20 protein-coding genes are annotated in these 22,970 nt (G+C 67.8%); 11 read left to right on the forward strand and 9 right to left on the reverse strand.

Features of this window, described 5'->3' with window-relative positions; all coding sequences use genetic code 11:
* Position 1 precedes the first annotated feature (1 nt).
* The gene (locus CFB34_RS11820; RefSeq protein ID WP_069252952.1) at positions 2-631 is read right to left on the reverse strand and encodes a LysE family translocator; all 630 of its coding nucleotides are present in this window, start codon (positions 629-631) and stop codon (positions 2-4) included.
* A gap of 123 nt (positions 632-754) precedes the next feature.
* Positions 755-1,651 carry a LysR family transcriptional regulator gene (locus CFB34_RS11825; protein WP_089442327.1) on the reverse strand — a complete coding sequence of 299 codons (897 nt, stop codon included), beginning with the start codon at positions 1,649-1,651 and terminating at the stop codon, positions 755-757.
* Positions 1,652-1,971: 320 nt separating this feature from the next.
* On the opposite strand from CFB34_RS11825, the gene CFB34_RS11830 reads away from it, so the two are divergent.
* Positions 1,972-2,874, forward strand: a complete 903-nt coding sequence (locus CFB34_RS11830; RefSeq protein ID WP_089442326.1) for a sulfite exporter TauE/SafE family protein — start codon at positions 1,972-1,974, stop codon at positions 2,872-2,874.
* A gap of 315 nt (positions 2,875-3,189) precedes the next feature.
* Here the strand turns inward: CFB34_RS11830 and CFB34_RS11835 are convergent, their stop codons facing one another.
* On the reverse strand, positions 3,190-4,140 hold the full coding sequence (locus CFB34_RS11835) for a LysR substrate-binding domain-containing protein (RefSeq protein WP_089442325.1): 951 nt from the start codon (positions 4,138-4,140) through the stop codon (positions 3,190-3,192).
* Between the two features lie 109 nt (positions 4,141-4,249).
* Between CFB34_RS11835 and CFB34_RS11840 the strand changes: the two genes are divergently transcribed.
* The 3 genes from CFB34_RS11840 (at position 4,250) to CFB34_RS11850 (ending at position 6,452) form a co-directional block, all read left to right on the forward strand.
* Complete coding sequence (locus CFB34_RS11840) at positions 4,250-5,575, forward strand: D-serine ammonia-lyase (protein WP_089442324.1); 1,326 nt, start codon at positions 4,250-4,252, stop codon at positions 5,573-5,575.
* Positions 5,576-5,628: 53 nt separating this feature from the next.
* On the forward strand, positions 5,629-5,883 hold the full coding sequence (locus CFB34_RS11845) for a hypothetical protein (RefSeq protein WP_027791787.1): 255 nt from the start codon (positions 5,629-5,631) through the stop codon (positions 5,881-5,883).
* Between the two features lie 269 nt (positions 5,884-6,152).
* The gene (locus tag CFB34_RS11850) at positions 6,153-6,452 is read left to right on the forward strand and encodes a DUF4148 domain-containing protein (protein ID WP_089442323.1); all 300 of its coding nucleotides are present in this window, start codon (positions 6,153-6,155) and stop codon (positions 6,450-6,452) included.
* Between the two features lie 117 nt (positions 6,453-6,569).
* On the opposite strand, the gene CFB34_RS11855 is transcribed toward CFB34_RS11850, so the two are convergent.
* From CFB34_RS11855 to CFB34_RS11865, 3 genes are all read right to left on the reverse strand, one after another.
* The gene (locus CFB34_RS11855) at positions 6,570-8,360 is read right to left on the reverse strand and encodes a sensor domain-containing diguanylate cyclase (RefSeq protein ID WP_089442322.1); all 1,791 of its coding nucleotides are present in this window, start codon (positions 8,358-8,360) and stop codon (positions 6,570-6,572) included.
* The gene (locus CFB34_RS11860; protein WP_089442321.1) at positions 8,357-9,490 is read right to left on the reverse strand and encodes an extracellular solute-binding protein; all 1,134 of its coding nucleotides are present in this window, start codon (positions 9,488-9,490) and stop codon (positions 8,357-8,359) included. The genes CFB34_RS11855 and CFB34_RS11860 overlap by 4 nt, the downstream gene beginning before the upstream one ends.
* Positions 9,491-9,651: 161 nt before the next feature.
* Positions 9,652-10,374: a FadR/GntR family transcriptional regulator gene (locus CFB34_RS11865; protein WP_089429080.1), complete on the reverse strand. Its 723-nt coding sequence runs from the start codon at positions 10,372-10,374 to the stop codon at positions 9,652-9,654.
* A 270-nt stretch (positions 10,375-10,644) separates the two neighbouring features.
* Here CFB34_RS11865 and uxuA point away from each other — a divergent pair, with 270 nt between their 5' ends.
* From uxuA to CFB34_RS11895, 6 genes are all read left to right on the forward strand, one after another.
* Entirely contained in the window at positions 10,645-11,709 is a 1,065-nt protein-coding gene (uxuA, locus tag CFB34_RS11870; protein ID WP_179243739.1) for a mannonate dehydratase, read from the forward strand.
* 71 nt (positions 11,710-11,780) lie between these two features.
* On the forward strand, positions 11,781-13,091 hold the full coding sequence (locus CFB34_RS11875; protein ID WP_089442320.1) for an MFS transporter: 1,311 nt from the start codon (positions 11,781-11,783) through the stop codon (positions 13,089-13,091).
* A gap of 141 nt (positions 13,092-13,232) precedes the next feature.
* A complete protein-coding gene (locus CFB34_RS11880) occupies positions 13,233-14,666 on the forward strand; it encodes a PLP-dependent aminotransferase family protein (protein WP_089442319.1) in 1,434 nt (477 codons plus the stop codon).
* A gap of 92 nt (positions 14,667-14,758) precedes the next feature.
* Positions 14,759-15,154: a hypothetical protein gene (locus CFB34_RS11885; RefSeq protein WP_089442318.1), complete on the forward strand. Its 396-nt coding sequence runs from the start codon at positions 14,759-14,761 to the stop codon at positions 15,152-15,154.
* A gap of 202 nt (positions 15,155-15,356) precedes the next feature.
* Positions 15,357-17,141, forward strand: coding sequence for a nitrite/sulfite reductase (locus tag CFB34_RS11890; protein ID WP_089442317.1), 1,785 nt, complete (start codon positions 15,357-15,359; stop codon positions 17,139-17,141).
* Complete coding sequence (locus CFB34_RS11895) at positions 17,138-17,572, forward strand: DUF934 domain-containing protein (RefSeq protein WP_089442316.1); 435 nt, start codon at positions 17,138-17,140, stop codon at positions 17,570-17,572. Before CFB34_RS11890 ends, CFB34_RS11895 begins: the two co-directional genes overlap by 4 nt.
* A gap of 50 nt (positions 17,573-17,622) precedes the next feature.
* Here the strand turns inward: CFB34_RS11895 and CFB34_RS11900 are convergent, their stop codons facing one another.
* The 3 genes from CFB34_RS11900 to CFB34_RS11910 form a co-directional block, all read right to left on the reverse strand.
* Positions 17,623-18,903 (reverse strand): AcvB/VirJ family lysyl-phosphatidylglycerol hydrolase, encoded by a 1,281-nt coding sequence (locus CFB34_RS11900; protein ID WP_089442315.1) that lies wholly within the window; start codon positions 18,901-18,903, stop codon positions 17,623-17,625.
* Positions 18,900-21,494: a bifunctional lysylphosphatidylglycerol flippase/synthetase MprF gene (gene mprF, locus CFB34_RS11905; protein WP_089442314.1), complete on the reverse strand. Its 2,595-nt coding sequence runs from the start codon at positions 21,492-21,494 to the stop codon at positions 18,900-18,902. The genes CFB34_RS11900 and mprF overlap by 4 nt, the downstream gene beginning before the upstream one ends.
* A 402-nt stretch (positions 21,495-21,896) precedes the next feature.
* Positions 21,897-22,277, reverse strand: a complete 381-nt coding sequence (locus CFB34_RS11910) for a hypothetical protein (RefSeq protein WP_242808645.1) — start codon at positions 22,275-22,277, stop codon at positions 21,897-21,899.
* A 52-nt stretch (positions 22,278-22,329) separates the two neighbouring features.
* Here CFB34_RS11910 and CFB34_RS11915 point away from each other — a divergent pair, with 52 nt between their 5' ends.
* A complete protein-coding gene (locus CFB34_RS11915) occupies positions 22,330-22,953 on the forward strand; it encodes a hypothetical protein (protein ID WP_143329501.1) in 624 nt (207 codons plus the stop codon).
* The last annotated feature ends 17 nt before the right edge of the window (positions 22,954-22,970 follow it).

Here is a 22,970-nt window from a genome sequence, read left to right on the forward strand (position 1 = left end):
GCTAGCGCGACTCCAGTGCGATACGCACGGCCAGCCCGGCCAGCACCGTACCCATCAACCAGCGCTGGGCCGACGCCCAGACCGGCCGCCCCGCCAGAAAGCCCGCGATGCCGCCTGCCATGCAGGCAATCAGCGCATTCACGCTGACACTCACGGCGATCTGCACGCAGCCGAGCGCCAGCGATTGCGCGAGCACGCTGCCGTGTCCCGGCGAGATGAACTGCGGCAGGAGCGACAGATACATCACCGCGATCTTCGGATTCGCTAGGTTCGTGACGAAGCCCATCGTGAACAGCCTGGCCCGGCTGTCGTGCGGCAACTGCCTGACCTGGAATGCCGAGCGACCGCCCGGCTTCAGCGCCTGCCACGCCAGGTACGCCAGATAAAGCGCACCGGCGAAACGCAGCGCGTCGTACGCATACGGCACGGCCATCACCAGCGCGGTGATGCCGAGCGCCGCGCACACCATGTAGAACACGAACCCCAGCGCGACGCCGCCGAGCGACACCAGCCCGGCACGGCGGCCCTGGCAGATCGAGCGCGACACCAGGTAGATCATGTTCGGCCCGGGCGTCAGCACCATGCCGAGCGACACGAGTCCGAAAGCAAGCAAGGTGGGCAAGGCCGGCACGGCAATCTCCTTCGGGACGAAGCGGTCAGGGGCGAGTTCGAACACTGTATTGCATCTCGACTGCCATCGGCTTGAATAAACTTCAAGTCGCCCATGAGCGCGGTTCATCGCTGAAGCCGCTCGTTACCTGGCCTTTCTCGCGCGCGTGTCGACCGCCTTCGCCGCCTTCGCGCGTTGCGCGTCGACGAGCCGCACGAACTCGTCTGCGACCGCGTTGCCGGCCGTATTCCACGACAACCGCACCGAGCGATGCAGCCTGGGCGACAACTCCAGCACGCGACCGCCGAAAGGCGTGTACGTGAGCGTGATGCGCGGCACGATCGACACGCCCATGCCGGCCTCGGCCATCGACAGAATGGTGCGCATCTCGACCACGTTGAACGCGGCCCGCAGCGGCACGCCGCCGCGCGCGAAGTAATCCGCGATCACCGGCCCGCACCCTGCCTTCGAGAAGATGAACGGCGCCGTGGACAACTGCTTCGCCGACACGCGCTTGCGGCCGGCGAACATGCCGTCGGCCGCCACCGCGACAAAATCCTCGTCGAGCAGCGGCAGATTGTGTGCAAACGTCTTCGTGCCGGCCACCACGCCGATATCGGCCGTACCGTCGTCGATCCACCCTTCGACTTCGCTGTCCGTGCCTTCGAGCAGTACCGCCGACACGCCCTGGTGCATGTCCTTCAACGCCTCGAGCGCGGGCACGACGAACGCCAGCGACACGCTCGGCAACGATGCGACCACCAGCTTCCCTTCGAGCTTGCCGCGCGACAGGCTGAACTGCTGGAGCAGCAGCTGCGCTTCCCGCACCACGTTCTGCACGTACGGCCACAGGCGTTCGCCCGCCGCCGTCAGGACGACTGGCTGCCGGTCGCGCCACAGCAGCTTGACCTCCGTGAGGTCTTCCAGCTCGGTCAATGCATGACTGATCGCGGACTGACTGCGGCTCAACCGATCAGCCGCAGCCGTGAGCGAGCCGAGTTCGACCACGGCCGCCAGGGCCTGCAACTGGGCCAGCGTCATCGACGCCTCCTCGTTAAAAGGTATGAAAAGTTCACATGAAATGCTAAACCATCATGAATTATATTGAACCGCGAAAATGATCACGTCGACGCGCCCCATGACGCGCCACGGCCAGTGCCGACTGTCCTTCGCAACGCTCGGGTAAGATGCACCGCGAACCGCCCATCGATTGCCTGCGGCCCCGGCCGCACAACGGCGCGGCGCCAGGCGATCGACTTCCGGTTCGAGCCAATCCAGAACACATGCGTGCCAGACACACGCGACCGCCACGTGCGCCATCGACAGCGCTCGCTGCCGGATATGCCGCGACATGCCAATCCATGATGCATTTCAATCTGACTGAAGGGGTGCTGGTCTCCAGCCTGCAGACGCTCAGCGCGTTCGAGCTGGCCGGCATCGCAATCGCGCTATTGCTCGGCGGCATGGCCAAGGGGATCACGGGCATCGGCGTGCCGCTGATCGCGATGCCGATACTCAGCCAGTTCCTGCCGATCCGGCATGCGGTGCTGCTGTTGTCGATGCCGATCATCCTCGGCAACATCCCGCAGGCGCTGGAAGGCGGCCAGTTGCTGGCGACGGCACGCAAGATCGCCGCGCCGATCGCGGGCACCGTGATCGGCAATATCGTCGGCGTGGCGATCCTGCTGTCGCTCAATCCGGGGCATGCGCAGGCGGCGTCCGGCGCGCTGTTGATCGTCGCCGCGGCGCTGATGCTCGCCGCGCCGACACTCAACCTGCCGGCAGCATGGCAGAAGCCCGTCGGCTTCGTGCTCGGCTTCGGTGCGGCGCTGATGGAGAGCATCGCGTCGGTTCCCGGCCCGCTGCTCGCCACCTACCTGATTTCGTCCGGCGCGACCGGGCGCGTCTTCACGAAGCAGATCGCGATCATCCTCGTGGTGTCGATCGTCACGCTGATCACGACGTTCAGCGGCGCCGCGCACGCAAGCGGCGCCGACCTCGCGATCTCGGCGGCGGCGAGCCTGCCGGCGATTGCCGGCATGTGGCTCGTTCGCCCGCTGCGGGACAAGATGTCGCCGAAGCGCTTCCGGATGGTCGTGCTGCTGTTCGTGCTCGTCGCGGCATCGCAGATGATCTGGAAATCGGGCGTGTTCCGGCATGGTGCCTCGCACGTTATCCCGACGAACCACGCGCACACGGGCACGAACCAGGAGACGGCGCAAAGCCGTCGATCGCGCATGCGTTCTGAAAGCTGCGAAGCGTAGTATTCGCGGACCCGGCGTATCGCCCCGCCCGACGGGCCGAACGATACGTCACCGACCTGGCCGCTCGCACGCGGATGCCCGCATCGGCGCGGCCACGCTTTCAGAGGCATGACATGGAAACCTACGTATTGCTCGGCTGCGGACTCGGCCTTGGCCTGTTGATCGCCGTCTGGGGCATCTGGCAACTCAAGTAACGCTTGCCGGCCCCGTCCACGCGCAAGCCACCCGTATGGAGACGGACGGGAAAATGTAGTTTGCGTCCGCGTTCGTCACGCAACTACTTCGCACTCCGATTCAGCTGACCGACAGCGTCGGCTACCCGCCGTTTCTTCCGTTCGAAAGCAGATGTGAACGCGCTGCATCGAAGCGCTTGCACTCGGCCTTGAGCCAGTCCGAAAACGCCTCGGTACGCGGATCGTCGGGATGGCGTGACAACAGCACGTAGCGCGCCGGCGCACGCACGTGCCTGCCAAAGACATCCACGAGCCGCCCGTTCGCGATCTCGTCATGCACGAGCGCGCCGCGCCCCATCGCGACACCCTGATGGTTCAGCGCGGCCGTGATCGCCAGGCTGGAGAAGTTGAACTGCGGGCCGTCAAGATGCGCCGTCCACGCCGGACGGACTTCGTCGAGCCACGTGCGCCACTCCACGAACTCGGGCGCGCCGCCCCACGGCGCGGCGTCGTGCAGCAGGACGACGCCATCCAGCGATTCGCCGCGAGCAAAAGCCGGATGCTGCGCCAGATACGCCGGCGTGGCGACCGGAAACAGGATTTCGTCGAGGATGGCCTCGGCATGCAGCCGATCGTATCGCACCGGGTCGTAGCGCACCGCGACATCGATGTCGTCGGTCTCCATGGCCTGGCGATCCAGCACCTGAAACTCGGCCTTCACGCGCACCGGCACGTTCGGCTGTTGCCGGTGAAATTCGGACAGGCGCGGCATCAGCCATTGCAGCGCGAGCGACGGCAGGCAACTGACCTGCAGCGGGGCATCCGACATGCCGAGCGCCTGAAGCGTGCGATTGATGTCGACGAACGCGCTCGACATCGTCCCGAGCAGGATTGCGCCCTTCCCGGTCAGCTTCAGTCCGCGCGCCTGGCGCACGAACAGCGGATAGCCGAGCCGGTCCTCGAGGTTCCGGATCTGCTGGCTCACGGCGCTTTGCGTCAGGTTGAACGCCTGGGCCGTCTTCGTGAAGCTCAGTAACCGGCCGGCCGTTTCAAAGCAGAGCAACGCACCCAGGATCGAACCGTCGAGTCGCATAGATATCAGTCAGGCTAATGGATTCATTAGAAATCTGCGCTTTCGCGCAGGCGTCCCGGATCGTAGCATTCCGGCGAACCATCTCAATTATCCCGCGCAAGACCGATCCATGACCATCACGCTCCAGCCCGCCGATCTATTAGCTAAACTGCAATCCCGCCATCCTCTGCTGTGGCTGAACCCCCACGCGGGCAGCCCGTTACCGCACGACGCGCCGGGGCTCGGCGCCATTGCGATGGCCGAAGCGCGGCTGGCGCGCTGCGAACCGCTGATGGCAGAACTGTTTCCCGAACTCGCGGCAAGCGCGGGCAAAATCGAATCGCCGCTGATGCCGGCAGACGACCTGCCGCGCAGGCTGGCGCTCCCGGCAGACACACACGGCGCCTGGTTCATCAAGCGCGACGACGCATTGCCGATCGCCGGTTCGATCAAGGCGCGCGGCGGCTTTCATGAAGTGCTCGCGCTCGCGGAGTCGATCGCGATCGAACACGGATTGCTCGACCCCGCGGGCGACCGGCGGATCCTCGCATCGGCTGCCGCACGCGACCGGTTTGCCGCGCACACGGTCATCGTCGGCAGCACCGGCAATCTCGGCCTGAGCATCGGCGTGATGGCCGCCGCGCTGGGGTTCGAATCGGTCGTGCACATGTCGACCGACGCGAAACCGTGGAAAAAGGCGCGCCTGAGAAAGCGCGGCGTTCGCGTGATCGAACATGACGGCGACTATGCGCAGGCCGTCGCGGCCGGACGCGCGCAGGCACGCGATCAGCCGCGCAGCCACTTCGTCGACGACGAAGGTTCGCTGATGCTGTTCCTCGGCTACGCGGCCAGCGCCCGGCATCTCGCCGCGCAGCTCGCCGACGCGGGCCGCCGCGTGGACGCGACGCATCCGCTCTTCGTCCATATCCCGTGCGGAGTCGGCGGCGCACCGGGCGGCATCGCGTATGGCCTCAAGGCGCTGTTCGGCGAGCACGTGCATTGCTTCTTTGCCGAACCCGTCGCGTCGCCGTGCATGCTGGTCCAGCTGGCCGCCGGCCCCGGCAAGCCCGTGTCCGTGTACGACGTGGGGCTCGACAACCGGACCGAGGCCGACGGCCTGGCCGTCGCACAGGCATCGCACCTCGTCAGCCCGCTGATGGCGTCGCTGCTGTCGGGCGTATTCACCGTCAGCGACGCGCAGCTCTACGCGCAGTTGCTCGCGGTTCAGCGCGCGACGGGCGTGGAACTCGAACCGTCGGCCGCTGCTGCCGTCAGTGGCCCCGGCTGGCTGACGGCGTCCCCGGCCGGCCGCGACTACGTGCATCGCCACGCGATCGACCTGCCCCGGTCGACGCACGTCATCTGGGCGACGGGCGGCTCGCTCGTGCCGCCGGAAGAGCACCGACGCTTCCAGTCGCATGCGCAAGCGCTCGCCGGTGCCGCAGCCAACCCGTGACGCAACGGGGCAAGCGTTCAGCCCCGCTCGCGAAGACGCGTTAGACTGTCCCGATGGAACAATGCCGTTATTGCCAGAGAATCCGCGATGAATGGGATTGCCACGGTGACGAATGCCGCCGGGCAATCGCCAAGGCGCTGCGGCGGCAGCGCGCGGGCCTGCCCATGGTGCCCGATCGCATCCGCAACGAACTGCCGTCCGGCGCGCCGACCCAGCAGGTGATCGCCGTGCTGTCGCGCCAGCGCCTGCGCGCGCGCCGCGGCAACGAGGAACGCCGCGAACGCAAGGAAATCGACGACGACGTCTGATCCGGCAGCGTCGCAGTTCGCCCCTCTCTCCGCCCGCGCCCGCGCCTGCGCCGCGCGCCCGTCCGTGCGTGCGCGTCCGCCCCCCTTTCCCTTGCAAATCCGGCAACGTCGATTAGGGACGGAAGGCATTTATCTCGAAATTATTGTCCCGACTGCAACGATCTTTCGCCAAAACTCACGTTTACCCTAGGTCGACCTGCGCCTACGATGTAATCAACCGCTTACGACATGGTGTCGAACGCGGAAAGCCAAAAACATCGGAGGTCATCATGAAATCGCTCGTTTCCGCAGTCGTTGCCGCTGTCGCCCTGTCCGCCTCGTTCGGCGCCTTCGCTCAAAGCACCGTGACCCGCGCTCAAGTGCGCAATGAACTGGTCCAACTCGAAAACGCCGGCTACAAGCCGACCCAGTCGAGCCCGTACTACCCGGCCGACATCCAGGCCGCCCAAGCGCGCGTGCATGCCGACGACAACAGCGGCTACGGTGCGCAACCGGCCGCGACCGTCGAAGGCGGCGCACCGGCCGTGAAGGTGCAAAACCCGCGTGACTCGGTCTACTTCGGCCACTAAGCAACCCTGCCGCTGCGCGCCTTCGCGCGCAGACCGCACCCACCACGAGCCCGTCTTGCGACGGGCTCGTGGCGTTTGCAACGCGCGGACGGGCGACCGGCCATCACCGGTCACCGGTCACCGGCCGCCGCCCGACGCGACCCGGCCGGCCGCTTCGTCCGTCCCGCTGCCGACGCCACTCCCATTGCCGACCAGTTCCTGATAGCGCACGAACGCGCGCTGCGGGGACGCCTTCGCCGCGTACATCGCCGCATCGGCCTTGACGAGCAGTTCCTCGGCCGACGCACCGTCAGCCGGAAACTCGCTGACGCCGATACTCGCGCCGACGGCCACGCGCCGGTCGCCGAACTCCAGTTCCTCGTCCATCACGCGCTGGATGCGCGACGCGACCTCGCCGATCGCCGCCGGTGAGCGCACGTCCGTAATCAGCACGATGAATTCGTCGCCACCGAGCCGCGCGACCATGTCGCCGCCACGCAGCACGAGACTCAACCGCTTGGCGACCGCGACGAGCGTGCGGTCGCCGGCCGAGTGCCCGTGCTGGTCGTTGATCTGCTTGAAGCGGTCGAGGTCGACGAACATCACGGCCAGCCCTTCGTGCATCGCGGCCGCACGCCGGATCGCGGCATCGAGATGCTCCATGAACAGCAGGCGATTCGGCAGTTCGGTCAGCGCATCGTGTCCGGCGAGGTGCGTGAGCTCCAGCTGCTTTGCTCGCAACATCGCGACCTGCGTGCGGATCTCGACGCGCATGCTGTCGAAACAGCGCGCGAGCACGCCGATCTCGTCGGCACGCCCGACCGGCAACTGCTCGGTGGCCGGATCGTCGAACACGTGCGTCGCGGCGCGCGCGAGCGTCTGCAGCGGCCGCGTGATCGCACGCGCGAACAGGATCGCGAGGATCACCGCCATCAAGCTCGACACCAGCACCATCCGGACGATTCGCTCGCCGAGCATGCCGGCCGGCGCCAGCACGTCCGCCAGCGGGCGCCCCATCCCGAGCACGACGAAGCGATTGCCCTCGTCGTGCCCGAACGGCGTGCGCACGAACGCGAACATCTGCCCCGGCGCCGCGGCGGGGTCGGCCAGGCCATCGAGGGTCACGTTTGTGCGCGCGCTGTCGAACAGCGCACGCGTGACGGCGAAGCGGTCCTGCATCAGCACGCGCCGGCCGCGATCGAAGCCGAATGTCTGCGCCGGATCGGGATGCACGAGAAAATCGCCCCATTCGTTCGCGAGGTACACCGCGTAGTCTTCCGGCAGATCGCGTTCGAGCCGGTCGAACACGCGCGACAGCTCGACGTCGACGACGAGCGCCCCCACCGTCTGGCCCGACGCGTCGACGACCGGCGTGCCCACGCGCAGGATCGGCAGCCCTTCGGCCGCGTGCGCTCCCGTCTCGTGGTTGATCACGATCGGCGACAGATAGATATGACCGGGCGCCGTGGCCAGCGTATCGAATACGTAGGAAAACTGTCCTTTCTCCTGCAACGCACTGTCCGGCAGGACGACGATGCCATGCGCATCGCGATCGACGCGGATGCGTTCGAGGCCGAATTCGCCGCGTGCGATCAGGCGGATCTGCAGGTACTCCGGGTGATTTCTCATGAAGCTGTAGAACACCTGCTCGAGCCGCGCGCGTGGCGCGCCATCGCGGTTGTCGCCGGCCGCGACCCGCGCACACGACGGCAACTGCGCGAGCACGAGCGCATCGTCCGAGACGTCGGACAGCGCCGTGGTGAAGCGCTGCCCGAGCAGTTGCGTCGACATCAGCAGGCTGTGCTGCGCTTCCTGCACGAGCATCGTGCGGTTCGCACGATACGCGTAATAGCCGGTCGTGCCGGACGCGATCACGCCGATGCAGGCGAACAGCACCGACAGTTTCGACGTGAGCCCGAGCCGGATCATTTTCCGAACCGCTCCGGCCGGTCGCCCGACACGATGCGGCTCCACAGCGATTCGCGCCGCGCGATGTCCTCGACGGGCTGGAGCCAGACGAGATGCGGGTGCCCGGCGTCGAGCCCCGGCGGCGACGCGAGCGTGTTCGCGAGGCCCTGGCGTTCGGTCAGCAGCGCGCCGATCGCCGGTTCGAGCATGTAATTGATCCACGCGAACGCGAGCGCCGGATGTTGCGCGCCGCGCGTGACGGCCCAGCAGTCGAGCCACGCGAGCGCGCCTTCATCCGGGATCACGTAGCCGACGTCCGCGCCGGCCCGTCGCAGCAGTTCGACCTGTTGCGTGCCGTAGTTGCCGAACATCAGCGCCGCACGATGCTGGACGAACAACGCGGTCGCCTCTTCAGGGAGCGTGTAGTACGTCAGCAGGTTGCGGCGCAGGTCGATCAGCTTGCGCGCGACGGCGAGCGTCTGCGCGGGCGACAGGCGAAACGGATCGGGATAGCCGAGCGCCAGCGCCGCGAACGAAAAATTGTGCTGCGCGCTGTTGAAGTCGAGCACCTTGCCGCGGTAGCGCGGATTCCACATCTCCCGCATCGAGCGCGGCGCGGCCGGCACCTGCTTGCGATCGTAGATCAGCCCCATCGACGAATACGTGAACGGAATCGCATACGTGGCACCCGCTTCAACGAGCCCGTCGATCGCCGCGAGTTGCTGGAAGTTCGGCAACTGCCGCCGCCGGTTCGGGATGTGCGACAGATCGATCGGCGCGAGCAGGCGTTCGTGCGCATAGCGCTGGATCTCGGCCGTATTCGCGGCCAGTACGTCGTACGGCGGTGGCGCCGCGCTGTGCAAGCGCGTCCACAGTGCTTCGTCGGAATCGACGAACGTCACTTCGACGCGCGCGTGAAATTGCGCCTCGAACGCACTGACGACATCGTCGTCCGCATAGCCGGGCCATGCGAGCACACGCAGCACGGTGTCGTTGACGGTTTCGGGAGAAGCGGCGAACGCAGGGGGATGCACGGAGGCAAGTAAGCCTGCCGTCAAAATGACAAGCAGCCGGCGCACGGCGAACCGTACGCGCGTACGTCCGCCGATTCCCCTGATCAATTGGACCCCGTGTGAATCGCCCGGCTGCATTCGACTGTCCTTTTTCGAGTCGATGCGATATCCCGCAACGAGACCATAAAACCTACGGTCGCGCAATCGGAAGAAGCCGTACAACGGGAGCGCGGGCGCCGTTGCTCACCGCCGTATGACGGTAACGTGACGCCGGCCTGTCTGCTCCGACGGAACGCGCGTCAGCGCCACGCCTGCGTGAATTCCGCGATCACGCGCGACAGGTGCGCACGCATCGCGTCGCGTGCCGCAGTGGCGTCGCGCGCCATGATCGCCGCGAAGATCCGCTGGTGATCTTCCTGCGACGCCTCGCGCAGCGCGGTCGAGTGAAAATGCTCCTCGATCTTGTCCCATAGCGGATCGCTGCGCGCGCAGTCCCACATCGCGGTGACCATGTGCAGCAGCACCGTGTTGCCGGTCGATTCCGCGATACGCAGGTGGAACTGGCGATCGGCCGCGTCGTACGCGACCTTGTCGTCCATCTGCTCGCGCATCGTCGTCAGCGAGAAAAACAGCCGGTCGAGATCCGCATCCTTGCGTTCGGTCGCCGCGAGCGCCGCGACTTCCGCCTCGATCAGCCCGCGTGCGCGCAGCGTCTCGATCGGCCCCGGGCCGCGCGGCACCTCGAACGTCACCGGCCGCGCGGCGTCGGCCGCCGATACGTAGATGCCCGAACCGATCCGCACCTCGACGATCCCCTGCACCTCGAGCGCGATGATCGCCTCGCGCACCTGCGTGCGGCTCACGCCGAACTGGTCGGCCAGGCTGCGCTCGGACGGCAGCCGCGCGCCGGCCTCGAACGCGCCGGCGGCCACCATCGCGTGAATCTGCCGCGCAAGGCCGATGTAGGAGCGGTCCGCGGCATCGGTATCGCGGCTGGCTGGCAGGCTGGAAAGATCGGTCATCGAAAGGCTCGCAACAGGCTGGCCGGCGCCGTCGCGGCGCCGGATCGCCAAAATGGTACACCAATTCTGGACCGCCTCCGATTCGGCGTGGCGGCTGGCGCGACGCATGTCTTTCCTGTGACGCGCTGACGCCCCGGTTCCACCTCAATAACTGGTAAACCACTATCCCGCGCAACTGGCATACCAATCATAATCCGCACACCGGAGACGGGGCCGGCACGCTGCCGCCCGTCCGTCCGATGCCTCAACCGCCCGCCAGGAGCCGCTCCAGTGAAGATGTCTTTCCGTTGGTACGGCGAGTCCGATCCGGTCTCGCTGCAATACATCCGCCAGATCCCGGGCGTCACGCATATCGTGTCCGCGATCTACGACGAACCGGTGGGCGCAGTCTGGCCCGCGCACAAGATCGACGCGCTGAAGGCGACGATCGAGCGCGCCGGCCTGCAGTTCGAAGTCGTCGAGTCGGTACCGGTGCACGAGGACATCAAGCTCGGCAAGCCGGGCCGCGACCGCCTGATCGACCACTACCGTCAGACGATCCGCCATCTCGGCGCTGCCGGCGTGCGCGTGATCTGCTACAACTTCATGCCCGTGTTCGACTGGACGCGCACCGAGCTGTCGAAGACGCTCGACGACGGCTCGACCTGCCTCGCGTTCAGCACCGACGCGGTCGAGCGGATCGATCCGGACGACGGCATCGCGCTGCCGGGCTGGGATTCGAGCTACCGGCCCGAACAGTTGAAGGCGCTGCTCGCCGAGTATCGCGACGTCGACGAAGCCGCACTGTGGGCGAACCTCGAATACTTCCTGAAGGCGATCATCCCCGTCGCCGAGGAAGCCGGCGTGAAGATGGCGATCCACCCCGACGATCCGCCGCGCCCGATCTTCGGGCTGCCGCGCATCGTGAAGAACCGCGACGATCTCGCGCGGATCGTGCGCATCGTCGACACGCCCGCGAACGGGCTGACGCTGTGCTCGGGCTCGCTCGGCGCGGGCCCGCAGAACGATGTCGAGGCGCTCGTGCGCGAATTCGGCGCGATGGGTCGCATCCACTTCGCGCACATCCGCAACGTGAAGGTCGACGCGAACGGCGATTTCGAGGAAACCGCCCACCTGTCGAGCTGCGGTTCGCTCGACATCGCCGCGATCGTAAAGGCGTACCACGACACCGGCTTCACCGGCTACGTGCGCCCCGACCACGGCCGCATGATCTGGGGCGAGACGGGCAAGCCCGGCTACGGCCTCTACGACCGCGCGCTCGGCGCGGTCTATCTGAACGGCCTGTGGGAAGCGCTCGCGAAGTTCGACCGCACGCCGTCGCACGCCACGCGCTAACCCGCCCATCGAGGCCGCCGGCGCTGCGGATCGCCGGCGGCCCGTCACGACATTCCGCGCGGAGACACCGCATGCCACGCATCCGATGGGCCATGATCCTCATGTGCTTCCTCGCCAACGTCATCAACTTCATCGACCGCGCGAACCTCGCGATCGCGGCGCCCAGCATCCGTGCCGACCTCGGCCTCGACGCGGTCGGCATGGGGCTCGTGCTGAGCGCATTCTTCTGGACCTACGCGTTCCTGCAACTGCCGGCCGGCTGGTTCATCGACAAGGTCGGCGTGCGCGTGAGCCTCGCGCTCGCGGTCGGCTGGTGGTCCGTGTTCACCGTCGCGACGGGCGCCGCGCGCGGCCTCGCGCAGCTCGTCGGCGTGCGGCTGATGCTCGGCGTCGGCGAAGCGGCCGCGATCCCGTCGTTCGCGAAGGTCGCGTTCAACTGGTTCCCGCGCAGCGAACGCGGACTCGCGAGCAGCATCTTCGACAGCGGCTCGCGCGTCGGCTCCGCGCTGTCGCTGCCGCTCGTCGCGTGGCTGATCTCGATCGTCGGCTGGCGCGGGTCGTTCGTGATCACGGGCGGCATCGGCATCGTGTGGGCACTGGCGTGGTGGTTCGTCTATCGCGACCCGGAACGCTATCGCGCGATCGCGCCCGACGCCGTCGATGCCCTGCTCGCGCAGCGCGGCGCCCCGACCGTTGCGGCCGCAACCGATGGCCCGAAGGTGTCGTGGCTCGACCTGTTCCGCTACCGCACCGTGTGGGGCATGATGATCGGGCTGTTCTGCCTGAACTTCGCGATCTACTTCTTCATCACGTGGTTCCCGAGCTACCTGCTGCAGTCGCGCGGCTTCTCGCTCGCGTCGCTCGGTACGTGGGGCATGCTGCCCGCACTGCTCGCGATTCCCGGCGGCTGGCTCGGCGGCTACGTGTCGGACAGCCTGTTCCGCCGCGGCTGGAGCGCGACCGCCGCGCGCAAGACCTGCCTCGTGCTCGGCATGCTGCTGTCTTCGTCGATCGCGCTGTCGGCCTTCGTCGAGAACGTGTGGGCCTGCCTCGGTTTGTTCGCGCTGGCTTATGCGAGCCTGTCGTTTGCAGGCGCCAACGTGTGGACGCTCGTCGGCGAAGTCGCGCCGACGCCCGCGCATGTCGCATCGCTCGGCGGCATCCAGAACTTCGCCGGCAATCTCGCGGGGATCTTCATCACGACGTTCACGGGCGTGATGCTGTCGATCACGAAGGGCTCGTTCGTCGTGCCGCTCGCGGTGGCCGGTGCGTTGTGCGTGGTCGGCGCGCTGTCGTACCTGTTCATCGTCGGCAAGGTCGAGCCGTTGCCGCCGCTGCGCGGCGCCGCGAACCGGCAGAACGTCGAGCCGAACGCGGCCTGACGCGGCAGGAAAGCGCGGCCCGCCTTGAACTGACCTCGCCTGCGCTTTCCTTTTCGGGCCGCGCATCGGACAATGAGCCGCGCCCGCCGGCGCGGCGCCACTCCGGCCCGCGCGTGGCGACGGTGCGCACCGCCCTCGCCGATGAAACGCTACGAAACCCTCGCCCACACGATCGCCGACGACATCCGCAACGGCAACCTCGCCGTCGGCACGCGCCTGCCGTCGCTGCGGCAGATCATCGCGCAGCACGGCGTGAGCCAGTCGACGGTGTTTCGCGCGTATTACCTGCTCGAACAGTGGGGGCTGATCCGCGCGCGCGAACGCTCGGGCTACTACGTCGCGCCGGGCGCCACGCCGCAGGCAAGCCCGGCCGCCAAGCGCCACGCAAGCCGCGCCGGCGTCACGCGCAAGGTCGACATCAGCAGCCTCGTGTTCTCCGTCCTCGACGCGGCGACGCAACCCGGCATCGTGCCGCTCGGCTCCGCGTTCCCGTCGCCGCAACTGTTTCCGCTGCCGCGTCTCGCGAAATCGCTCGCGCAGGGCACGCGGCTCGTCAGCCCGTGGAGCACGGTGGTCGACCTGCCGCCCGGCAACGAGGCGCTGCGCCAGCAGATCGCGCGGCGCTATCTCGCGACCGGCATCTCGCAGCCGATCGACGAGATCGTCGTCACGAACGGCGCGCTCGAAGCGCTGAACCTGTGCCTGATGGCCGTCACGCGGCCCGGCGACGTCGTGGCCGTCGAAGCGCCCGGTTTCTATGCGGCGCTGCAGGCGATCGAGCGGCTCGACCTGCGCGCGGTCGAGATTCCCGTCGATCCACGCACGGGCCTCGATCTCGATGCGCTCGCGAACGCGCTCGACCGGCACGACATCCGCGCGTGCTGGTTCATGACCAACTTCCAGAATCCGACCGGCGTCACGCTGTCCGTCGAAAAAAAGCGCGCGCTCGTCGAGTTGCTCGCCGCGCGCGACGTGCCGCTGATCGAGGACGACGTGTACGGCGAGCTGCACTTCGGCCCCGACTACCCGCTGCCCGCGCGTGCGTTCGATCGACACGGCCTCGTGATGCATTGCAGCTCGTTCTCGAAGACGCTCGCGCCCGGCTACCGGATCGGCTGGGCCGCCGCCGGCCGGTTCGCGGAGAAGGTGCAGCGGCTCAAGCTGATGACGACGCTGTCGGCCAGCATTCCCGCGCAGGTCGGCATCGCAAACTATCTCGAGCACGGCGGCTACGACCGGCACCTGCGCAAGCTGCGCGGTGCGCTGCACACGCAGCTCGACCGGATGGACGACGCGCTGCGGCGCTGGCTGCCGGCCGGCGTCGAATGGGTGCGACCCGAAGGCGGCTATTTTCTGTGGCTCGCATTCCCCGACGCGATCGACGCGATGGAGCTGCATCGCCAGGCCATCGCACGCGGGATCAGCTTCGCGCCGGGGCCGCTGTTTTCGGCCGCGCACGGCTTCGAGCGTTGCGTGCGCGTGAACTTCGGCCATCCGTGGAGCCGCGACATCGAGCGCGCGATCCGCGTGCTCGGCGAGCTCGTCGCGCAGCCGTCGGTACGCAAGGGCGGTTGAATCACGCCCGGTGCGCACCGCCGGCGTCACGGTGATGCGCGCAAGCCGCACGCGGGTTACAGTGCTGATCCCGCCGCCCTTCACGATTGCCCATGAGTCAACTGCCCTACCTCGATCACGACGCGCTGTTGAAACTGACCGCTGAAGCCGCGCACATCACGCAGTCGTGCGTCTGCACGAAAACGCCGCTCGCCGGATGGACGACCCTGCCGCTGTCGCTGCAGGACGCGCAACTGACCGAAGTCGCCACGCTCGCGCCGCCCGGCGACGCGGAGCCGACCTACGCCGAATATCACCCGGCCGGCACACGCTACGCGTCGGACGACGCACCGATCGCACTGCGCCATTTCCCGTACAACCGCTGCACCGTCAACCGCTGCCGCTCGTGCGGCCGCCTGTTCCTGCGCTACCAGGAAGGCGGCGGCTACTTCATCGACCAGCGCATCCGCGCGCTCGATCCGGCGCTCGTCGTCGACGCCGCCGCATAAACGCCCGCCCCCGGGCATGCACGCACGCATGCCCGAGCCGCGCCGGGCTCACGCCGGCGATCTGCTGCGCCCTTTTCGTCCCCATCTGCTGCTTGTCCCGCCGCACCGCGTTCCCTACGCTGTCTCCGGTTGCCTGACACCCGTCGCAACGTCTGTCCCGAGCCGCGCGCTCCGCGCCACGGCTCCTCTCGCGTATCACGTCATGTATCGATATACCGCTTTCGACCGGGCGCTCGTGCACAGCCGCGCCGCCCAGTTTCGCGACCAGCTCGAGCGCTGGCAACACGGCACGCTGAGCGAAGACGCGTTCCGGCCGCTGCGCCTGCAAAACGGCTGGTACGTGCAGCGCCACGCGCCGATGCTGCGCGTGGCCGTCCCGTACGGCGAACTGTCGAGCGCGCAGCTGCGCGTGCTCGCGCGGATCGCCCGCGACTACGACGTGCCGGACGACGCCACCTACCGCGCCGCATCCGACGCGCAGGCCCTGCTCGGCACGCTGCGTCTGCCGACCCGCAGCGCGCACTTCACGACGCGCACCAACGTGCAGTTCAACTGGATTCCGCTCGACAAGGCCGCCGACGTGATGGACCTGCTCGCGACCGTCGACATGCACGGCATCCAGACGAGCGGCAACTGCATCCGCAATATCTCGTGCGACGAGCGCGCGGGTGTCGCGCAGGACGAGATCGCCGATCCGCGCCCGTTCGCCGAAGTGATGCGCCAGTGGACCACGCTGCACCCCGAATTCGCATTCCTGCCGCGCAAGTTCAAGATCGCGATCACCGGCGCGACCGAAGACCGCGCGGCCACCGACTGGCACGACGTCGGGCTGAAGCTCGTGCGCAACGACGCAGGCGAGCTCGGCTTTCGCGTGAGCGTCGGCGGCGGGATGGGCCGCACGCCGATGATCGCGACGCTGCTGCGCGCGTTCCTGCCGTGGCAGCACGTGATGAACTACATCGAGGCGATCGTCCGCGTGTACAACCGCTACGGCCGGCGCGACAACAAGTACAAGGCGCGCATCAAGATCCTCGTGAAGACCGAGGGGCAGCGCTACATCGACGACGTCGAGGAGGAGTTCCGCCAGATCGTCGATCACGACGGCGGGCTGCACACGATTGCCCAGGTCGAGTTCGACCGCGTCGCCGCATCGTTCGTCCCGCCGCGGCTCAAGCCGCGCACGGTCAGCCTGCGCGACGCGAACCTGCGCGTGTCCGCCCAGGCGGCACGCCATCCGGCCTTCGCGCGCTGGCTCGCACGCAATGTGGCCGACCACCGCGACCCGGCGCTGCGCATCGTCACGCTGTCGTTCAAGCGCCGCCTGCAGGCACCGGGCGACGCGTCGCCGGACCAGCTCGACGCGCTCGCCGATCTCGCCGACCAGTTCTCGGCCGGCGAGGCGCGCGTCACGCATACGCAGAACGTCGTGCTGCCGTGGGTGCATGTCGACGACCTGTTCCTGCTGTGGGAACACGCGCGTGCGGTCGGGCTCGCCAGCGCGAACGTCGGACTCCTGACGGACATGATCGCGTGCCCGGGCGGCGACTTCTGCGCGCTCGCGAATGCACGCTCGATCCCGATCGCCGATGCGATCGCCGAGCGCTTCCAGGATCTCGACATGCTCCACGACGTCGGCGACATCGACCTGCACATCAGCGGCTGCATCAACTCGTGCGGCCATCATCACAGCGGCCACCTCGGCATCCTCGGCGTCGACAAGGACGGCGCCGAGTGGTATCAGGTCACGCTCGGCGGCTCGGACGGCTCGGCCGCGAGCGGCCCCGCGCGGCCGGGCAAGGTGATCGGCCCGTCGTTTTCGGCGGACGAGATCGTCGATGTCGTCGACGCGATCGTCAATGCGTATCTCGACGCGCGCATCGACGACGACGGCCGCAGTGAACGATTCATCGACACCGTCCGCCGCATCGGCCCGGAACCCTTCAAGGCCGCCGCGAACGACGCGCGCCATCAGGTGGAGCACGCATGACGCACGAAGAGCATCCGACCGCACGCATCCGGCTGCTGACGCCGGCCGAACACGCCGGCGACACGCAGCAGCACGACACGGCAACGCTGACGATCGGCAACGACGAGGAACTGCCGCCGCTCGCCGAACGCATCGCGCGGGCCGCGCGCATCGACCTCGCGTTTCCGTCGTTCACCGATGGGCGCGCTTACAGCCAGGCGTACCTGCTGCGCAAGCGCTACGGCTTCGCCGGCGACCTGCGCGCGACCGGCGAGGTGCTGGTCGACCAGTTGCTGTTGATGGAACGCACGGGGTTTTCGAGCGCGGTGCTCGGCGACGGCACGGACATCGCGGCCGCGCGGCGCCAGCTCGACCGGTTTCCCGGCTTCTACCAGCACGATGCGCGAACGGCGATGCCACAGCCGAACGTGGCAAAGCCCGCCCGAAAATGAAACGGGCGGCCCGCAGGCCGCCCGTACGATGAACCGGAAGCTCCCGGCGTTCAGCGCGCCGCGACCGGCTTGCCGAACGCGCCGAGGATCTTCTTCTCGAGCGCGATGTAGTCGCGGCCGAAGTGGTGATCGCCCTGCGTCTTGATCACGTCGGCGCCCGTGTTCACGAGTGCCGGACACATCGTGTCCTTCTCTTCCGCGCCATAGAAGCACTGCACGAGCTGCGGCGGCACCTTCGCGATTTCCGGCGCGACCTTCAGCGCCTTGTCGCTTGCGGGCATGCCGAGCCAGCCCGTCACGCGGATCTGGAAATCGGCGGCCGGCGCGAAGCCGAGCAGCGACATCACGGCGACCTTGTCGCGCAGGTCGGCCGGCAGCCGGTTGTACGCGAACGGCATCACGTCGGCGCCGAACGAATAGCCGACCAGCGCCACACGGTTCGCATGCCAGCGCGCCATGTAGGTGCGCATCACGCGCGCGAGATCGCGGCTCACCTGCGCCGGCGGCTTCTCGCTCCAGAAATAGCGCAGGCTGTCGATGCCGACCACCGACACGCCGTCGCGCTGCAGCGCCTCGGCGATCGTCTTGTCGAGATCGCGCCAGCCGCCGTCACCCGAGATCACGATCGCGAGCTGGCCGTTGCCGCCCTTGGCCGGCAGCTCGATGAGCGGCAGGTCCGACACGTCGAGTTCGTCGCCACTGGTGGTATCCCGCAGATGCGCCGTGACGAGCGACACGAGCTTCGCGGAATCGCCCGTGGCCGCCGTGTCGACGAAGCCCGGCATCGCGCGGCGCACGATCGTCGGATCGGGCGGGCACGGCTTGAAGCGCGGATCGAGCTTGGCAGCGGGATCGACCGAGACGACGCCGGCGATCGTGTTCTCCGGCGCCATCGACAGGATCTGCTTCGCGATCGCGCCGCCCTGGCCCACGCCCGCGACGATCGGCGTGAAATAGCGCGACGACTGTGCCAGGCGCTCGAGCTGGTGACTGACCGCTTCGGCGTCGCCGTCGAGGTGATGGCAGGTCTCCTGCTTCGCGGCGAGATTCATCGCGTACCGCTCGGAATCGACGCCGACCGTCATCGCACCGGCCTTCGCGAGCGCATCGGCGGCCTGCTGGTCGGCCGCATTCCAGCCGGCCTCGCGCGAGAACAGCACGACGAAGCCGCGCAACGGCCCGCTGGGTTTGGTCACGGTCACGGGCCCGTAGCGGCCGCCCGATACGGTTTCGGCCTTCATTGCGGCTGGCTGGGTGGCGCACGCGGCGCCGGCCAGCATCATTCCCGCGCAGGCGGCTGCCGCCCGCGCGATTCCCTTCTTCAACATCATGAACGCCGACCTCCAGCCAGCAATGACAGATCCGCCAGCGTGACGAACACGCCGACCGTGCCCGAGGCCGCGAGGTAGCGCGGCTCCCAGTGCGGTTCGAACTTGCTCTTGAATGCGCGCAAGCCGCGGAAGTTGTAGAAGCGGCCGCCGAAGCGCCAGACCATCAGGCCGATCCGGTGCAACGGCGACGGCATCTTCGCCGCCCCCATCCCCGAGAACGGCGCGATGCCCAGGCTCAGCTTGCGGAAACCCGCTTCCTTCAGATGCAGCGCGAGCTGCGTAAACAGATATTCCATCGCGTACGGCGACGCGTCCGGCAGATGGCGCATCACGCCAACCGTCGCCTCGGTGTTGAGGTCGGTCGTCATGAACGTGACGAACGCGATCGGCTTGTCGGCCTGCCGCACCAGCATCACCGACTGCGTCGCCAGATAGCCGTCGTGGAACGCGGCGACCGAGAAGCTCTTCTCGCGCGCGTCGCGGCTGTCGAGCCAGCCGTCCGAGATGTCGCGCAGCGCCGGCAGCGCGGCCGGCACGTCGCGCGGCGCGATCACCTCGACCGTCAGCGCATCCTTGTCGCCGCGGCGCAGCGCGTAGCGCAGGTGCGAGCGGTTCGAACCCTTCAGGTCGAACCGGTCGAGCGCGATATGCGCTTCCTCGCCGAGCTTCATCAGCGTGAGCCCCGCGTCGAGATACAGCGGCAGCGCGTTCGCGCGCACCTGGTAGAACGCCGCACGGCCGCTATGCGCGTGGGCGAGCGCGATGAACTTGCTGATCAGCGCCGGCCATTCCTCGCGCGGCCCGACCGGGTCGTGCAACGCGGCCCACGTGCGGCCGTTCTTCGCATACATCAGGAAGGCCCGGCGGGACTCCGAGAACAGGAACGACTTGTCGCCCATCAGCGCGAGGCCTGCATCGCTGCACTCCTGCGCGCGGATGATTCGTTCGGCATCCGACAGGTCCTGCTCCGCGGGCTTCACGAAACGGCCCGGCGCCGGGCGCAGCAGTTGCCACAGCGCGAACAGCGCGACGAATACGCCAGCGGCGAGCGTCGCGCGCAGTGCACGCGGCGCACGCGCGTCGAACGAGAAGTGCGACCACAGCTCGCGCGTGTACGGCACGTCGCGGAACGCGAAGAACAGCACCCACACGGCCAGCATCAGCACCATCGCCACCGACACGAACCAGCTCACCGTGAAGCGTTCGGCCAGTAGCGACGAATGGCGGTTGAAGCGGCGACGGCTGACGAGCAGCAGCACCAGCAGCGTGCCGAGCACGCCGGCCTCGACGAACGCGAGGCCCTTCGCCAGCGACAGCGCGAGGCTGGCGAGCGTCAGCGCGAAGGTCATCCACCAGGCACCGTCGAGGCGGCGCAGCAGCCCGCGCGCGACGAACAGCAGCGCCACGCCGAGCACGCTGCAGATCACCTGCGAGCCTTCGAGCACCCACAGCGGCACGAGGTGGCGCAGGATCGCGATCCGGTGCCAGAACGCGGGCGTCGCGCTCGAGATCACCAGCATCCCGCCGACCGCGAACGTCACGAGGCTCAGGAACACCGGCGCGAGCTGCGACACGCGCACGGCCTGCCGCGTCACGAGCCGGCGGCGCAGCGCGCGGCCCTCGAAACCGGCCAGCAGGCCGGCCGACAGCACGAGCGGCACGCCGAAATAGATCGCGCGATACGCGATCAGCGCGGCGACCATCGCGTGCGGCGGCACTTCGCGGCCGAGCGTGAAGACCATCGCCGCTTCGAACACGCCGATCCCGCCCGGCGTATGGCCGATCATCCCGAGCAGCAACGCGGCGGCGTAAACCGTAATGAAGGTCGGGAAGCCGACCGGCGCGGCCGGCAGCAGCACCCACAGCGTCAGGCCCGCCGCGACGACGTCGAGCACCGCATAGACGACCTGCGCGACGAGATCGCGCCGCGCCGGCACGTCGAACGACAGCCACTTGAAGCGCGTGACGACCGGGCGCGCGGTGTTGCCGCACATCACCACCATCGCGGCCAGCACCACCAGCAGCGCAGCGCCGGTCCACGTCAGCACGCCGGGCGCGACGTGCAGCATCGCGGCGAGCGCCTCCGGCATGCAAACCATGCCGACTGCCGTCATCAACACCATCGCGAGCGCCAGCGTGCCGCTCGTGAATACCGTCATCCGGCCGATCTGCGCGGGCGTGACGCCCGACACGCCGTACACGCGAGCGCGCACCGCGCCGCCCGTCAGCGCGCCGAAGCCGGTCGCGTTACCGAGCGCGGACCCGGCGATCGCGCCGATCCACAGCGCGACGCGCGGCACCTTCGCGGCGACGTAGCGCAGGCCGACCGCGTCGCGGGCGACGAGCGCGAGATAGCTGAGGGCCGTCGCGGCCAGCGACGCGCCCCACTCGCCGGCGGACATGTGACGCAGTTGGCGGATCACCGACCGGTAGTCGACGGATTCCGACAGGTGCTGGAAAACCACGATCAGCAGCAGGCCGATGCCGAGCGCAAGCAGCGGCGACAGCACGCGCTCGTTGCGGATCAGCGCCCGGGCACGGGCGATCACCGCCGCGGCACGACCAGGCGAACCAGAGTGGCGGGAAGACATAAGTTGTTCAGTGGTGGTGCATAGCGTGTCGCGGCGCGGGTTGGCCGGGCGGCGACGTATCTGTGGTTGTTCTGCGTGGGCGGCCGGCCGAAGACGGGCTCGGAGGCGCCTGGGTCAGAACTTACGAGTATACGGAATTTATATTACAGAATCTTTCACGTCGGCTTTGTGCGTATTTGTGGTATCTCGTCCATCAAAAACGCATAAAGAGACAAGGCGTCCTGCAACGCAAGGTGCGCATCATACCGGGAACCGGGATGGTTTTTTCATCTGATGAATGACTTCTGATGCATTTGGGAAAAAATCGCCGGGCGCGCCCGCGCGGACAGGGACAAATGCGCAATGCCGCGCGGCTTTTCGGGGACGGGACGCGCCGATCCCGGGCAAGTATCCCGCTTCCCGTCACTTCGCCCGCTCATGCTCCCCCAACCCGATCGCCTTGTAGTCGTAAGTCGGATAAAACTCCGTCCGGTACGCGCCCCACGCCGTGTCCTCGAGCACGCGATTGACCTCGCGCAGCCGCGACGCCGGCAGCCGCAACACGACGATCTGCCCGATCCCCATCGTCACGGTCCAGCTCACCACTTCGACACCCGGTGGCGGAAACGCCTTGTAGAACCCCTGCTTCGCAAGCTGCGCATTCAGCTCGGCCAGCGGGCGCGACTGGTCGTGTTTCAGGAATACCGTGAGCAGTATTGCGTTGTCGGGGGTCGCGGCGGCCGAACCGACGGGCGACGACGTGCCCTGCGCGGCAGCGGGCAGGTTCCATGCCGTTGCCGCCATCAGGATGCCGATGGTCGCGGCCCGGGCCGCCGCCCCGACGAATCTCGTCTTCATGTTTGCTCCGGTCGATCGTGAAGGAAGGTGTGTGCCGGCCGCGAAACGAACCGGCCGTTGCCGGCGCCGACGCCTGTGCTACGCTGCGACGATCGATTCCCGCCTGCGGCCGCGACGCCGCCAGCCGAGCGCAAGCGGCATGCCCGCCGCCGCGAAGGAACCCATCGGAATGAAAATGACTTCGCTGAAGAATATGCCGATTTTCGGCGGAGATACGCCGGAAACGGTCCGGGTGGCCGTCACGCTGCTGGCTGGCGCGTGGTGCATCTTCTCGTACCGCGTCGCCATTTTCGAGTCGGCCATCGTTCCGGCCCTGCTCGACCGCGTTTCGGGCGACGCGTTACGCGTCAGGATCGTCCAGATGCTCGCGGCGGCCTTCATCGCGATCGCCCTCGTCCTCGCGCTGCTCGTCGTGCAGATCGCGCGCCGGAAGAACTGGGCGCGCCTCACGATGATCGGACTGGTCATCGCCATGCTCGCATTGATGGCCTTTACGGCCGCCCATCGGCCGGCCGATTTCCTGAGCGCCGTCTACTGCCTGTTCACGCTGGCGACCTTGCTGTTGCTGTCGCGCTCGAGCCGGCAGTGGTTCGGCCGGCCGCAACCGGACAATCAGGCGTAACCCGCCGGGCCCGCACC

Origin of the sequence: Burkholderia sp. HI4860 (genome assembly GCF_002223045.2) — a bacterium.
Taxonomy (GTDB): Bacteria; Pseudomonadota; Gammaproteobacteria; order Burkholderiales; family Burkholderiaceae; genus Burkholderia.

What these genes read in the sequence shown, in the direction of transcription:
- CFB34_RS11825 (WP_089442327.1), bottom strand. Translation starts at nt 1,651, where the DNA reads ATGACGCTGGCCCAGTTGCAGGCCCTGGCGGCCGTGGTCGAACTCGGC.
- CFB34_RS11830 (WP_089442326.1), top strand. Translation starts at nt 1,972, where the DNA reads ATGATGCATTTCAATCTGACTGAAGGGGTGCTGGTCTCCAGCCTGCAG.
- CFB34_RS11835 (WP_089442325.1), bottom strand. Translation starts at nt 4,140, where the DNA reads ATGCGACTCGACGGTTCGATCCTGGGTGCGTTGCTCTGCTTTGAAACG.
- CFB34_RS11840 (WP_089442324.1), top strand. Translation starts at nt 4,250, where the DNA reads ATGACCATCACGCTCCAGCCCGCCGATCTATTAGCTAAACTGCAATCC.
- CFB34_RS11845 (WP_027791787.1), top strand. Translation starts at nt 5,629, where the DNA reads ATGGAACAATGCCGTTATTGCCAGAGAATCCGCGATGAATGGGATTGC.
- CFB34_RS11850 (WP_089442323.1), top strand. Translation starts at nt 6,153, where the DNA reads ATGAAATCGCTCGTTTCCGCAGTCGTTGCCGCTGTCGCCCTGTCCGCC.
- CFB34_RS11855 (WP_089442322.1), bottom strand. Translation starts at nt 8,360, where the DNA reads ATGATCCGGCTCGGGCTCACGTCGAAACTGTCGGTGCTGTTCGCCTGC.
- CFB34_RS11860 (WP_089442321.1), bottom strand. Translation starts at nt 9,490, where the DNA reads ATGCAGCCGGGCGATTCACACGGGGTCCAATTGATCAGGGGAATCGGC.
- CFB34_RS11865 (WP_089429080.1), bottom strand. Translation starts at nt 10,374, where the DNA reads ATGACCGATCTTTCCAGCCTGCCAGCCAGCCGCGATACCGATGCCGCG.
- CFB34_RS11875 (WP_089442320.1), top strand. Translation starts at nt 11,781, where the DNA reads ATGCCACGCATCCGATGGGCCATGATCCTCATGTGCTTCCTCGCCAAC.
- CFB34_RS11880 (WP_089442319.1), top strand. Translation starts at nt 13,233, where the DNA reads ATGAAACGCTACGAAACCCTCGCCCACACGATCGCCGACGACATCCGC.
- CFB34_RS11885 (WP_089442318.1), top strand. Translation starts at nt 14,759, where the DNA reads ATGAGTCAACTGCCCTACCTCGATCACGACGCGCTGTTGAAACTGACC.
- CFB34_RS11890 (WP_089442317.1), top strand. Translation starts at nt 15,357, where the DNA reads ATGTATCGATATACCGCTTTCGACCGGGCGCTCGTGCACAGCCGCGCC.
- CFB34_RS11895 (WP_089442316.1), top strand. Translation starts at nt 17,138, where the DNA reads ATGACGCACGAAGAGCATCCGACCGCACGCATCCGGCTGCTGACGCCG.
- CFB34_RS11900 (WP_089442315.1), bottom strand. Translation starts at nt 18,903, where the DNA reads ATGATGTTGAAGAAGGGAATCGCGCGGGCGGCAGCCGCCTGCGCGGGA.
- mprF (WP_089442314.1), bottom strand. Translation starts at nt 21,494, where the DNA reads ATGTCTTCCCGCCACTCTGGTTCGCCTGGTCGTGCCGCGGCGGTGATC.
- CFB34_RS11910 (WP_242808645.1), bottom strand. Translation starts at nt 22,277, where the DNA reads ATGGCGGCAACGGCATGGAACCTGCCCGCTGCCGCGCAGGGCACGTCG.
- CFB34_RS11915 (WP_143329501.1), top strand. Translation starts at nt 22,330, where the DNA reads ATGTTTGCTCCGGTCGATCGTGAAGGAAGGTGTGTGCCGGCCGCGAAA.